Source organism: Limosilactobacillus coleohominis, from assembly GCF_016901675.1.
Classification (GTDB): Bacteria; Bacillota; Bacilli; order Lactobacillales; family Lactobacillaceae; genus Limosilactobacillus; species Limosilactobacillus intestinavium.
Genome location: NZ_JACJKU010000013.1, coordinates 14,510 through 28,937 on the forward strand (window position 1 = coordinate 14,510; position 14,428 = coordinate 28,937).

Here is a 14,428-nt window from a genome sequence, read left to right on the forward strand (position 1 = left end):
GAATTGGGGAACTAAAAGTATAGTTGTCTAATTTAAAAGTAGTAGTCATATATTTTGTAGCTATAGGTTTTTATTCAAAGGAGGGGAAGGAATTAGTTGGCTACTAATTCCGAAAACTAATATGGCTGATATTGATAACGCTTTAGAGCAAAACTGGTTAGGTAGCGTTGAATCTGGTGAACACTTACCAGAAGAAGAAATGCCAGAAAAGGCAATGAACCCTAACGTTGCTGAACAATTGATTCAACACTTCCGTTTGAACGAAGCAAAGGCTAACCAAAACTTGGCAACCTTCTGTTCTACTCAAATGGAACCACAAGCTGACAAGTTAATGGCAAGTGCTATGAACACTAACGCTATTGATAAGTCAGAATACCCAAAGACCGCCGCAATGGAAGACCGTTGTGCTGCTATGATTGGTCACATGTGGGGTATTCCAGAAGATGAAAAGTTCCGTAAGGACTTCATCGGTACTTCAACCGTTGGTTCTTCTGAAGCATGTATGTTAGGTGGACTTTCCATGTTATTCTCATGGAAGCACCGTGCTAAGGCTAACGGCATCGACATCGATGACCTTCACAACCACAAGCCAAACATGATTATTGGTTCTGGTTACCAAGTTGTTTGGGAAAAGTTCTGTACTTACTGGAACGTTGAAATGCGTCAAGTTAAGTTGGAACATGGTTCTAACGAATCAAGCCTTAACATCAAGAAGGCTATGTCAATGGTTGACGAAAACACCATTGGTATTGTTGCTGTCTTTGGTATCACCTTCACCGGTGAAATCGACGATGTTCAAGCACTTGATGCTGAAGTAACTAAGTACAACGAAGCTCACAAGGACATGCCAATCAAGATCCACGTTGATGCTGCTTACAACGGCTTCTTCGCTCCTTGGGTTGACGGCTTCAAGCCTTGGGACTTCCGTCTTCCAAACGTTGCTTCAATCAACGTTTCTGGTCACAAGTACGGAATGGTTTACCCTGGTTTAGGTTGGACTATTTGGCGTAAGAACGACTACGAACACCTTCCAAAGGAAATGCGGTTCTCTGTACCATACCTTGGTGGTTCAGTTGACTCAATCGCTATTAACTTCTCACACTCCGGTGCTCACATTGTAGGTCAATACTACAACTTGATCCGGTTTGGTAAGGAAGGCTTCCGTGCCGTTATGGAAAACGTACGTAAGGTATCTACTCACATTAGTGAAGTTTTGAAGGACACTGGTTACTTCGAAATGATTACTGATGGTTCACTTCTTCCAATCAACACTTGGAAGCTTCGTGACGATGCTGATGTTAAGTGGAACCTTTACGACATGGAAGATGCCCTTCGTTCATACGGTTGGCAAGTTCCTGCTTACCCACTTCCAAAGGACCGTGACGACGAAACTGTTGAACGTATCGTTGTTCGTCCAGGAATGAGTATGACTATTGCTGATGACTTTGCTGAAGATCTTCACCAAGCTATTGCTGACTTAAACAAGAAGTTCAACTAGTTATTAGTTTCATAAAATAGTTAAAGAAAAGCATTTTGGATTATTTCCGAAATGCTTTTTTTGTGTTTTGAACATTTTTCGATAAAGTAATTAGACAAACTTTTTGATAATGCTTTCTTTTTTTCTTACACAATGGTAAAATAGTCATAAGTCTTAGGGTAGGACATTCACTAAGGTGCCCATTTTTACGTAAGATTAATTTCTGATGGAGAGAGGATATTACTATGGATAAAAAGGTTAGAGTACGTTATGCTCCAAGTCCAACAGGCTTCTTGCATATCGGTAATGCACAATCTGCACTTTTTAACTATCTGTTTGCTCGTCACTTTAATGGAACAATGGTTCTTCGGATTGAAGATACTGATATTGCACGGAATGTGCCACACGGTGAAGAGTCGCAGATGGAGAACTTGCACTGGTTGGGTGTTGACTGGGATGAAGGTCCAGATAAGCCAAATCCTAAGTATGCCCCATACCATCAAACTGAACGTAACAAGGAAGGTATTTACCACAAGTACGTTCAAAAGTTAATCGATGAAGGCAAAGCTTACTACGATTACACTACTGAAGAAGAACTTCAAAAGATGCGTGAAGAACAAAAGGCCAAGGGTGAAACTCCTCGATATGATGGTCACTGGTATGATGCAAGTGATGAAGAAATCGCCGCTGCTAAAGCTAAGGGCATCAAGCCTTCTGTTCGTCTGCACTTACCAAAGGATCACACCCTTGAATGGGATGACTGGGCTTTAGGTCATGTTTCATTCAATTCTGACAACCTTGGTGGTGACTTCGTCATTGAAAAGAACAACGGTATGCCAACTTACAACTTTGCCGTTGTTATTGATGACTACTTAATGGACATTACCGACTGTCTTCGTGGTGCTGACCACATTGCCAACACTCCAAAGCAAATTGCGGTATATGAAGCATTAGGTGTTGATCACCCACACTTCTGTCACATTTCCTTAATCTTCAACCCAGCTACTGGTAAGAAGTTAAGTAAGCGTGACAAGAACACGTTACAATTTATTAGCCAATACCACCGTCACGGTTACCTCAAGGAAGCTATCTTTAACTTTATTGCATTCCTTGGTTGGTCACCAGTTGGCGAAAAGGAAATTTATTCTAAGGAAGAATTAATTAAGGCTTACGATCCTAACCGGATGTCTAACTCACCTGCATACTTCGATCAACACAAACTTGATTGGATGAACGGTGAATACATCAAGAAGATGTCTGTTGATGACTTAGTAGATCGGATTATGACCTTAGTTCACGAAAATGATTCTGAAGAAGCTAACAAGTTAAACGACTTGAAGATGAGTGACGATGACCTTCGTGCATTACTTAAGAAGGTTGTTCACATTCACCAACGTGATGTTTACAAGTTAATTGAAATCATGGACTACGCATGGTTCTATGCAACCATCTTAGACCAAGATCTTTCATACGATGACTTTGGTGACTTAGATAAAGATGATACCTTAGCCGTATTGAACGGTGTTAAGGCAGCTCTTGATGGTGTTTCAGATGACACTACTCCAGATGCATACAACGACCTCATTAAGAAGGTTGGTAAAGATGCTGGTGTTAAGGGTCAAAAGCTCTACTTCCCATTGAACATTGCCTTCACTGGAAAGAGTTCTGCACCACAAATTAACGAAATCATGGCAGTTTACCCTGTAGCAACTAGCGTTAAACTTCTTGACAAGGCTATTGCCGCATTAAACTAATAATGATTGATGAAAGCGAAGCACATTCCGTGCTTCGCTTTTTTGTATGACACTTTCTCTGATATGTTTACATTATTTCATAAGCTATTGAAATAATGTAACAAAGATTTATAATGTAATTGTAAATTCATGAAGGAGGAATTTAATCGTGGAATTAAATCGTTATATTGATCATACGTTACTTACCCCTGATGCAACTGAGGATCAGATTGACACTGTTATTAAGCAGGCCATTGATAATCATTTTCATACAGTAATGGTTAATCCTTACTGGGTTGAAAAAGTTCACAAAGCCCTTGAAGGTACAGATGTAGTTACTGCTTGTGTAATTGGCTTTCCTCTTGGAGCAAATACTACTAAGATTAAGGTCGCTGAGTCAGAAGATGATATTGACCATGGTGTTTACGAAATCGATATGGTTATGAACATTGGTTAAATGAAGTCTGGCCATGAAGATAAGATTGCGGCAGATATCCAAGCAGTGGTTGATGCTGGTCACAAAGCTGGTAAGGTTATTTTGGAAACTTGCTTATTAACCGACGACGAAATTACTAAGGCTTCTAAGATTGCTGCTCAAGCTGGTGCGGACTTTGTTAAGACTTCTACTGGATTCTCAAAGGAAGGTGCAACTGTTCATGCTGTTGAAGTAATGGCAGCTGCTGTTAAGGGAACTGGTACTGCTGTTAAGGCCTCAGGTGGTATTCACAGCAAAGAAGAAGTTGAAGCAATGGTTAATGCTGGTGCAACAAGACTGGGAGTTAGCCACAGTATGAAGGTAATTGGTAAAGAATAATTGGGGACCGGTTCTGAATAAAAGGAAGATGCTAAGATGACATCACGAAAACAGATTCAACAGGCGGTTGAGATTAGTAAACTTTATTATTTAAAGGGGATCACTCAAGCAGAAATTGCACGGCAGATGAACCTTTCTCGGCCGACGGTTTCACGAGCTATTCAGTTTGCTCGTGATCATCAAATTGTTAAAGTTCAAATTAATGATCCACTTAGTGATGTGCGTTCACTCAGCCAGCAAATTAAGGACATGTATCACTTAAAGCGGGTTAAGATTGCGGAACCAGTTGAGAACAATCCGCAAGGAATTTTGAATGCGCTTGGCAAAACAACGGCTGAGTTGTTACCACAGTTAGTTCGTGATGATGATGTTATCGGGGTTAGTTGGGGACAAACCTTAGACGCGGTTGGAAAGTATTTACAACCAAGTGAGCGTAAAAATATTCAAGTGGTCTATTTAAAAGGAACGGTTGCCAACTCTACCCACAATAATTTTGTTGTTAATGTCACCGAAGCATTTAATAAAAATTTCCATACTCAGGCACAAATTTTACCTTTACCAGTAATTTTTGATAATGCCAAAATTAAGACAATGGTAATGCAGGACCACTTTATTGAGAAGATCGTAACGACAGCTGAACATACCGATGTTGCAGTATTTACCGTCGGAACGACTGAAGCAAATTCAACGTTGTTCAGCTTAGGTTATCTCTCACCTGCGGAAATTAAAAAGTTACAACGAACGGCAGTTGGGGACATTGTTTCACAATTTGTTAATGAACAGGGACAGATTGTTGATCCAAAGTTATCTGACCGAACAATGGCAGTACCTCTAGAGCGTCTTAAGTCAACTCGTGAGTCAATTTTGGTAGCTGGAGGAATGAATAAACTTCAAGCTATTAAAGCAGCTTTGAATGGTGGATATGCCAATGTTCTAGTAACTGATTTACAAAACGCGCAAGCCTTAATGCGCGATGAAGATTAAAAAAGTCATGGCAGACTAGTTCATCTGCCATGACTTTTTTAGTTGGAGCTCTGATAATGCTGAGAGCTCGTTTCTATTAATGCTTATTCAAAGTAATTTAAACCCATTGCTTCCTTAACTTCATGAAGAGTCTGGTTGGCAACCTGGTTAGCCTTTTCAGAGCCCTTGTGGAGCATGTCATAAACTGCTGGAATATCTTTAGCAAATTCAAGCCGGCGTTCGCGAATTGGGGTTAATTCCTTGTTTAGAACTTCAAAGAGGTACTTCTTGATTTTAACGTCACCAAGTCCTCCAGCACGGTAGTGGTCCTTTAATTCTTGAACCTTTTCCTTGTCATCATCAAAGATGTCTAAGTAAGTGAAGACAATGTTACCTTCGACTTGGCCCGGATCTTCAACATGAATGTGGTTAGGGTCAGTGTACATGGACATCACCTTTTTGCGTAAAGTGTCTTCATCATCAGAAAGGTAAATGCAGTTACCGAGTGATTTGCTCATTTTGGCGTTGCCGTCTAACCCCGGAATCCGTCCTTGACCCTTTGGTGGGAATACCCCTTCAGGTTCAACTAGGACGTCACCATAAATGGAATTGAAAGTCCGGACAATTTCACGGGCTTGCTCTAACATTGGTTCTTGGTCATCACCAACTGGTACTAATTCAGCCTTGAAGGCGGTAATATCACAAGCTTGGCTGACTGGGTAAGTTAAGAAACCGGCTGGAATGGAACGATTAAAGTTCTTTTGCTGAATTTCTGCTTTAACAGTAGGATTTCTTTCCAAACGGGAAACAGTAACTAGGTTCAAGAAGTACATGTTTAGTTCAGACAGGGCAGGGATTTGTGATTGAACGTAAATAGTTGACTTTTCAGGATCAAGCCCTACTGCTAGGTAATCCAGTGCTACTTGAATTAAACTGTTATGAATTTTTTCAGGGTCACGAGCATTATCAGTTAAGGCTTGTTGGTCAGCGATCATAATATATGGATCGTATTTACCACTGTTTTGCATTTTAACACGTTCTTTTAGTGAACCAACGTAGTGACCAATGTGAAGATGACCAGTTGGACGGTCACCTGTTAAAATTACTTTTTTTTCTGTCATGATAATCAATCCTTTCTTAACTTTTGTGATAAAAAGAAAATCGCCCTAATTCCCGATTGGGAAATAGGACGATTAACCGCGGTGCCACCTATCTTATGTACAAACGTACATCGCTCATTAAAAATATTTAACTGCTTCTGGTGGTCCCACTTCGCATTTCCGTAGACTTCTCTCAGCGGTTGTCAGTCATCTCTGTTGGTGGTTATGCTACTATTTACCACGTCATTGAATTACTTAAATTGTAACTGAATTAAAAAATCTTGCAACCCCTATTTGATAACCTTGGCCAAAGTGTAGTGCTTTTTACCGCGACGAACGACAACGTACTTACCATCAAAGTGGTCAGCAGGGTTAATGTCAGCATCAACGTCAGTGACCTTTTCACCGTTGACAGTAATGGCCCCGTTCTTAACATCTTCACGGGCTTGACGTTTGGATGGTTCTATCTTGGTGTCAACTAACCAATCAACGATGTTAGCAGCATCTGCTGAGACGTCAATAGATGGAGTTGATTGGAAAGCTTGTTCAACATCTTCTGTCGTAAGATCTTGAATGTTGCCCTTGAATAGTAGTTGTGAAATTTCTTCAGCATGCTTCGTTGCTGCTTCACCATGAACAAACTTAGTGACTTCGTGGGCGAGGGTACGTTGGGCTTCTCGCTTCCAAGGTTCATTCTTCACCTTTTCTGCTAGATCATTGATTTGATCTTGGTCTAGGAAGGTGAAGTACTTCAGGTACTTAACAACGTCCCGGTCATCTTGGTTTAACCAGAATTGGTAGAATTCGTATGGTGAGGTCTTCTTTGGATCTAACCAGACAGCACCACCGGCAGTTTTACCAAACTTGGTCCCGTCAGCCTTTAGCATCAATGGAATGGTTAAGCCAAATACCTTTGTTTCAGGATCTTCAATTTTATGGATTAAATCGATTCCTGAAGTGATGTTCCCCCATTGGTCAGAACCACCAATTTGGAGTTGAACATCATTATTCTGGTAGAGGTGCAGGAAGTCAACGGCTTGAAGGATTTGGTAAGTAAATTCCGTAAATGAAATTCCATTATCAAGACGACTAGCAACAACTTCCTTATTCAACATTGTATTAACGTTGAATAATTTACCGTAATCTCGTAAAAACTCAATCATTGAGATCTTAGAAAGCCATGTGTAGTTATCCACGATGGTAAAGTTTTCAGTTCCGAACAATTTCTTCATTTGTTCGGTTAATGCCTGTTTGTTGTGTTCCAATTGTGATTCTGTTTGCAGTGTCCGTTCTGTCTTCCGACCAGAAGGGTCACCAATTGCACCGGTACCACCACCAATAATGATAACAGGATGGTGACCAGCTAGTTGGAATCGTTTGAGCATCATAAATGGAATCAGGTGACCGATATGGAGACTGTCACCTGTTGGATCAGTTCCACAGTAGAGACTAATTTGTTTTTCACTGGTTAGTTTACGTAATCCTTCTTCATCAGTAACTTGGTTGACGGCTCCACGCCATTCTAGTTCATCGACAATGTTCATATCCTAATCCCTCCAGTTTTGGTAACAACGAAAATAAAAAACGTCCCAAGACACTCAAGCCTTGGGACGAAGTGAACCGTGGTACCACCCATTTTCGTACGTTACGTACCTTAATTATCAATATTCATAAAATTGTTGATTATGTGACTAAGTTGTAATTCACAAACCTAATATACGTTAGCTCTCACATTGCCGCTAACTCTCTTCGCCAGTGATCAGGTTGCTACTTCGACTTTTAATCAACCGTTGATTGCATTAAACAATGATTTATATTAAAAGTCAAGGAGAAGATTGGAAATTTTTAATTAACGAGATTTTAAAAGTTTGAGTTGACAGATTATGAGAATTCAGTATAATTATCATTAACTTTTAATAAGAGCGACCGACAGAGAAACTGACAATGGCTGAAAGTCAGTGGTCGTTAATGGCATTTTACGCGTGAAATGGGTGGTTCCATTATTGACCGAGAGGCAAGTCAATTATTGATTTGCGAAGATGGGTGGAACCGCGTTGACAAACGTCCCTGGTATTTGTGATACCAGGGGCTTTTTTTATTGAGAAAGGGGAGTTATCACATGGATGAGCAACAAGAGCAAAAACTTTCACGTTCACTAAAGAGTCGTCATATTACGATGATCGCAATTGGTGGGGCCATTGGTACCGGGCTGTTTCTGGGCTCCGGGAGTGCCATTAAGGCCGCTGGACCATCAATTATTTTGACGTACCTGATTGTTGGGATTTTCTGTTTCTTCATGATGCGTGCGCTGGGTGAACTTTTATTGGCAGATACTAGCAAACATTCATTTATTGACTCAGTTAAAGAATATCTGGGTGATCGAATGGAATTTGTGGCCGGTTGGACATACTGGTCTTGTTGGTTAAGTCTGGCAATGGCTGATTTAACGGCGACCGGGATCTATCTAAAGTATTGGTTCCCAGACCTTCCTCAGTGGATTGGTCCGTTGGTGATTATTATTTTACTAATGCTGGTCAACATGGTGAATGTTGGGCTCTTCGGTGAACTTGAAACTTGGTTCTCAACAATTAAAGTATTGGCAATTGTGGCGTTAATCGCTGTAGGGTTCGTAATGGTAATTATGCATACGCCAACTAAGACAGGTCATGCGAGCCTCATTAATCTGGTAAACCATGGTGGCTTGTTCCCTAAGGGGCCAATTGGTTTCTTAATGTCATTCCAAATGGTTGTCTTTGCATTTGTCGGAATCGAAATGGTGGGGTTAACCGCGGGTGAAACAAAAGATCCCCAACATGATATTCCAAAAGCAATTAATACGTTACCGGTACGAATTGGGCTTTTCTATATTGGATCCATGTTAGCTATTATGTCTGTTTATCCATGGACTGATATCAAAACTAGTTCCAGTCCATTCGTCCAAGTATTTGCTGGGATTGGGATTACTGGTGCAGCTGGGATCCTAAACTTCGTTGTATTAACAGCAGCAATGTCTGCAACTAACAGTGCCATTTTCTCCACTAGTCGTTCGTTATACTCTTTAGCAACCGGTGGTAACTCACCTGCACGTTTCAAGAGATTAAGTGCTAAGGCAGTTCCTAACCAAGCCTTACAATTCTCATCATTGATCCTCTTTGTTGTTGTTATTTTGAATTACATTATGCCGGCCGGTATTTTTGAATTGGTATCCGGAGTATCCACAATCAACTTTATTTTCGTTTGGCTGTTCATCCTGTGGTGCCATATCAAATATCGCAAAGCCCATCCGCAAGGGGTAACTAACTTTACGATGCCTGGTTATCCATTTACTGATTGGCTAACAATTATTTTCTTTGTGGCAGTTTTAATTGTCCTCTTATTTATCCCTTCAACTCGACCAGCGTTGATTGTGTCAGTAATCTTCTTCATTTGTCTATTTATTGGTTACACAATGGTGGAAAAACGACGAATTTCTAAACAACAATAAGCGCTTTCATTGCTGAAACATCAGTGTTTTGATTGATATTTATTTTCTGAAGAATTATAATATAGGTGTGGAAAGATCAGTACCGTTGCCTGATAACAACCTGTAAAAACAGGTACAATTCTTACCCCCACATCACATCAACATAATAAGGTCAAAAGACTAGTTGTCGAATTTCTACCAAGGCTTTAAACCCCCTTGGACAATAATTAAGTTACTTTAATTGATATATGGTTTGTTTAACACAAATATGCAACGGCAGATAGTCTTTCCTTCGGGAGTCAGTAATGGCTCCTTTTTTATTTTCTTATCAATAGCTAAGTTTGTTTGTGCGATTGTTAACAAAAAATGTCTTTACACGGTACTATTCGTCAGGTATATTTATTAAAAAGACTATTACAGGTTTATTGTAATGGAGCTAATAGGAGTTCATATCGGTTTTTTACAGAAAGGGGTTTGAGAATGTATCTTGCGATTAATATCGTTGGACTGATTGTATTCTTGTTCATCGGTTTCTTATTCTCAAAGGATAAGAAAAATATTAACTGGAAGGCCATTGCGATTATGGTAGTCATTAACATCGTTTTGGCAGCCTTCCTGATTGGTTCGCCAGTTGGCCGTCGTGGCGTTCAAGCTGCGGCTGACGGGTTCGTATGGTTAGTTGATGCTTCGGCTAAGGGGACAACATTTGCTTTAGGTTCTTGGTACAACGCAAAGAACCTAAACTTCATTTGTTCTGCATTGATGCCAATCCTCATGGTTGTACCAATGTTTGATATTTTAACCTACATTGGTTTCTTACCATGGGTAATTAAGTGGATTGGTCGGGGCCTGTCATTTATTACAGGTCAACCAAAGTTCGAATCATTCTTTGCAGTTGAAATGATGTTCCTTGGAAACACAGAAGTTTTGGCCGTTTCTGAATTGCAATTACGTAAAATGTCAAAGGCACGTAATTTAACCATTGCAATGATGTCGATGTCTTGTATCACAGCTGCCATGGTGGGGTCATATGTTGAAATGATGCCTGGTCGTTATATTTTAACTGCCATTCCTATTAACATTATCAACTCATTGATCGCTACTAGCTTAATGAACCCTGTTAAGGTGGACGCAGCGGATGACACCATTGTTACTGTGAATGACACTGATGAAAAGAAAGAACCATTCTTTAGTTTCTTAGGTGACTCCATTCTGGGTGCCGGTAAGCTAATCTTAATTATCATTGCCAACGTTGTTGCTTTCGTAGCATTAGCAGCATTGATTGATAAGATTCTTGGCCTATTCTGGAAACCACTATCCCTTGAAAGTATCTTAGGGGTTATCATGTTCCCATTCTCATGGTTAATGGGATTGAATGTTCATGATGCATGGATTCTTTCACAAAATATGGGTATGAAGTTAATTACGAACGAATTCGTGGTAATGGGAAGCATGACGAATAAGATTGCTCACTTCACACCACATTTCCAAGCTGTTTTAACCACCTTTGTTACTTCCTTTGCTAACTTTGGTACCTTAGGAATGATTATTGGTGCATTTAAGGGCTTGGTTGATAAAGAAACAAACAACTACATTGCACGTAATATTGGTTACCTAGTTCTTTCAGGAATTTTGGTATCCCTACTTTCAGCTGCAATGGTTGGATTGTTCGTATGGTAATTTAAAATAAACCGTGAAGGAGGCTGGAGGGGACTTCAGTCTCTTTTTGTCACTATTGTTGAAAATGGAGGGATACTCATGACTACAAAGATTATTATGGACACTGACCCTGGTATTGATGACGCAGCTGCTTTAACCATGGCGATTAATAATCCTGCAATTGATTTGAAACTGGTAACTGCCGTTGCGGGTAATGTGACGGTTGATAAAACAACTGCCAATGCACTGAAGATTGTTAATTTCTTTGGCAAGGGTGACCAAATTCCTGTTGCCGCAGGGGCTGCTGAGCCACTGATTAAACCATTTGAAGATGCTGCCCGGATTCATGGTGAATCTGGAATGGAAGGGTATGATTTTGGGGATAACTATGGTCACCCAATTGCTAAGACAGCTGTTCAGGCCCTTCATGATGCAATCATGGCTGAAGATGAAGTGACGTTAGTACCAACGGGGTCGTATACTAACATTGCCTTGCTCTTTAAGGAATATCCTGAAGTTAAGAGTCATATTAAGCAGATTGTGGCCATGGGTGGTTCCATCTCAGGCGGTAACATGACAAGTGCGGCTGAGTTCAATGTTTTTACAGACCCGGATGCAGCACGTATTATGTATGAATCTGGGGTGCCAATTGTTATGGTTGGCTTAGATGTTACCTTAAAAGCACTATTAACAGATGCAAGTCTCAAACAATTAAAAGATATGAACGAAACTGGTCAAATGCTTTATGGTTTAATTAGTCATTACAATGATGTTAGTGGTGGCGACCAGGGTCGGCCAATGCATGATGTTAACACCATTTTCTACTTGCTCCATCCAGAAGCCTTTACTACCAAAGACTTATGGATTGATGTTCAAACTGATGGACCAGCAATTGGTGCCACCATTGCGGATGTGCGTGGGGCATACCACGATGGTAAAACTAATGCCAAAGTGTGTGTAGACATTGATGATGAATTCTTTAACAATTGGTTCTTAGACCAAGTTGCTCAAATGAAATAAAAGTTGAATTAATCAATGATTAAGCTCTCGTGATGGTTGAAACGGGGGCTTTTTTAAGGTAAAGTAAAAAGGTAACGTGAAACAATTTTGTGTTTCACGGAAAGGACGGTAGAATGAATCCAGAAGAATTTCGGCAAGCACTTGCAAAATACCAAATTGAACTAGATCATCACCAGATGGATCAGTTTGCACAATATTATCAGGACTTAGTAACTACTAATAAAATGGTTAATCTGACCCGCATTACTGAGGAGAATGAAGTGTATCTAAAACACTTCTATGACTCGATCACAGGAGCACTGGCACTTCCAAAACTGCAAACGGCTTCGTTGACACTATGTGATATTGGTGCAGGAGCAGGGTTCCCATCATTACCACTTAAAATTGCCTTTCCACAGTTAAAAGTAACCATTGTTGATTCACTTAATAAACGGATTAGTTTTCTACAGGAATTGGTTGATCGGCTCGGGTTAACTGATGTGACCTTGGTTCATGCCCGTGCGGAAGATTTCAGCAAAAAAGGAAGTCCCAATCGTGAACACTTTGATGTAGTAACTGCGCGTGCGGTGGCACGTTTGTCAGTGTTAAGTGAATTGTGTTTACCAGCAGCTAAAGTTGGCGGAATTTTCTTAGCATATAAAGCTCAGGCCGCGGATGACGAAATTGCGGCTTCCAAGGCTGCCTTACAAAAGCTCGGCGGTACTATCCGTTCGACATATCAGTTGGAACTGCCGACTGTTCCAGTTCCAGAAGAACGCAATTTAATTATTATTGATAAGGAACAATCAACCCCTAATAAGTATCCACGACGGGCTGGGCTACCAGCAAAGAAACCATTATAAAAATGTAAGATGAGGGAGAAATAATATGGCATTTTCAATTTTTGGGATTGGAAAAAACAATCACCATGCCAAAAACCAAGTGGTTGAGATTCCGCTTGATCAAATTGAACCTAACCGGTATCAACCACGGCAGGTGTTTGATAAAACAGGTATTCAAGAATTAGCAGAAACCATTCAGGCTCATGGCCTATTACAACCAATCATTTTGCGCGAATATGAGCCGGCTAAATATGAAATTATTGCAGGTGAACGACGTTTTCGGGCAATGAAACTCCTTAAGTGGGAGCAAGCACCGGCCATTGTAGAAAAAATGAATGATCATGAAACCGCGTCGTTAGCTTTGATTGAAAATTTACAACGTTCGCAGTTGAGTCCTGTTGAAGAGGCTCAAGCATATCAAAAGTTAATGAACTTGAATAATTTAACGCAGGCTAAATTAGCTCGCGGGATGGGAATGAGTCAGTCAGCTGTTGCAAATAAATTGAGGTTGTTAAAGCTCATCACACCAGTACAGAATGCGATTTTGGATGGCCTGATTAGTGAGCGCCACGGTCGTGCTCTTTTGACGTTGGATGACGATCAACAACGTAAAATGCTGATGCGAATTGTGAACGAAAAACTGAACGTTCGTCAAACTGAGGATGAGGTGGCTAGAATTCAAGGTAAACCATTACCTTCTGAAGTCGAAGCAGCTAAAGAACGGGAACGTTTAGAAAACGAAGAAAATGTAAAAATTAAAACTACTGCCAAAACAGCAACTAATAAGAGTAAACAAAAGAAGGCTAAGAAGTCGCACACTACAAAGAAGGCGACACCTGCACCTAAAATTAAGGTTAGTGATCCACGAATCGCAATGAATACAATTAAGGATTCTGTGAAGATGATTAAAGAAGGCGGCGTAAAGGCTGAAATGTCAGAACAAACGCTAAAGAATGCTTACAAGATCACCATTAAGATTCCAAAGAATAAGTAGTGAGAGGAGCTGACAAGATGGGGACAGTAATTGCACTGGCCAATCAAAAAGGTGGAGTCGGCAAGACTACTACCAGTGTTAATCTGGGAGCTTGCCTGGCCGATGCTGGTAAAAAAGTATTATTAATCGACCTTGATCCGCAGGGAAATGCCACTAGCGGTTTGGGAATTAACAAAAAGAAGATTGAACAAAGCGTTTATGATGTTTTGATTAATGATGTTGCACTGCATGATGTGATTCGCCCTAGTAGTCACCGGGGATTAGACATTGCACCAACTACAATTGAATTGTCGGGTGCAGAGGTCGAACTTACATCCATGATGGCGCGAGAAACGCGGCTCAAAGATGGGTTTGAGGATGTTCAAGACCAATATGACTATATAT

Annotated in this window: 11 protein-coding genes and 1 pseudogene; 10 read left to right on the plus strand and 2 right to left on the minus strand. The window is 40.4% G+C overall.

Annotated features, from left to right (window positions below):
• Positions 1–121: 121 nt before the first annotated feature.
• The 4 genes and pseudogenes from H5975_RS02370 to H5975_RS02385 all read left to right on the plus strand — a co-directional run bounded on the left by H5975_RS02370 (position 122) and on the right by H5975_RS02385 (position 5,008).
• Positions 122–1,498, plus strand: coding sequence for a glutamate decarboxylase (locus H5975_RS02370; protein WP_204784726.1), 1,377 nt, complete (start codon positions 122–124; stop codon positions 1,496–1,498).
• A 224-nt stretch (positions 1,499–1,722) separates the two neighbouring features.
• Entirely contained in the window at positions 1,723–3,231 is a 1,509-nt protein-coding gene (gene gltX / locus H5975_RS02375) for a glutamate--tRNA ligase (RefSeq protein WP_178661165.1), read from the plus strand.
• A 148-nt stretch (positions 3,232–3,379) separates the two neighbouring features.
• Positions 3,380–4,024: pseudogene (deoC, locus tag H5975_RS02380) on the plus strand (deoxyribose-phosphate aldolase).
• A 36-nt stretch (positions 4,025–4,060) separates the two neighbouring features.
• Entirely contained in the window at positions 4,061–5,008 is a 948-nt protein-coding gene (locus H5975_RS02385; RefSeq protein ID WP_204784727.1) for a sugar-binding transcriptional regulator, read from the plus strand.
• Positions 5,009–5,091: 83 nt separating this feature from the next.
• On the opposite strand, the gene trpS is transcribed toward H5975_RS02385, so the two are convergent.
• Positions 5,092–6,108 carry a tryptophan--tRNA ligase gene (trpS, locus tag H5975_RS02390; protein ID WP_178661171.1) on the minus strand — a complete coding sequence of 339 codons (1,017 nt, stop codon included), beginning with the start codon at positions 6,106–6,108 and terminating at the stop codon, positions 5,092–5,094.
• 269 nt (positions 6,109–6,377) lie between these two features.
• Entirely contained in the window at positions 6,378–7,631 is a 1,254-nt protein-coding gene (gene tyrS, locus H5975_RS02395; RefSeq protein ID WP_204784728.1) for a tyrosine--tRNA ligase, read from the minus strand.
• 575 nt (positions 7,632–8,206) lie between these two features.
• Between tyrS and H5975_RS02400 the strand changes: the two genes are divergently transcribed.
• The 6 genes from H5975_RS02400 to H5975_RS02425 all read left to right on the plus strand — a co-directional run.
• The gene (locus tag H5975_RS02400; protein WP_204784729.1) at positions 8,207–9,571 is read left to right on the plus strand and encodes an amino acid permease; all 1,365 of its coding nucleotides are present in this window, start codon (positions 8,207–8,209) and stop codon (positions 9,569–9,571) included.
• 459 nt (positions 9,572–10,030) lie between these two features.
• Entirely contained in the window at positions 10,031–11,230 is a 1,200-nt protein-coding gene (locus H5975_RS02405) for a NupC/NupG family nucleoside CNT transporter (protein WP_178661177.1), read from the plus strand.
• Positions 11,231–11,308: 78 nt separating this feature from the next.
• Positions 11,309–12,229, plus strand: coding sequence for a ribonucleoside hydrolase RihC (gene rihC, locus H5975_RS02410; protein WP_204784730.1), 921 nt, complete (start codon positions 11,309–11,311; stop codon positions 12,227–12,229).
• 113 nt (positions 12,230–12,342) lie between these two features.
• On the plus strand, positions 12,343–13,071 hold the full coding sequence (gene rsmG / locus H5975_RS02415) for a 16S rRNA (guanine(527)-N(7))-methyltransferase RsmG (RefSeq protein ID WP_204784731.1): 729 nt from the start codon (positions 12,343–12,345) through the stop codon (positions 13,069–13,071).
• A 25-nt stretch (positions 13,072–13,096) separates the two neighbouring features.
• Positions 13,097–14,044 carry a ParB/RepB/Spo0J family partition protein gene (locus tag H5975_RS02420; protein ID WP_204784732.1) on the plus strand — a complete coding sequence of 316 codons (948 nt, stop codon included), beginning with the start codon at positions 13,097–13,099 and terminating at the stop codon, positions 14,042–14,044.
• 17 nt (positions 14,045–14,061) lie between these two features.
• Positions 14,062–14,428: ParA family protein (locus H5975_RS02425; RefSeq protein ID WP_204784733.1), on the plus strand; the 367-nt coding region annotated here is incomplete at its 3' end.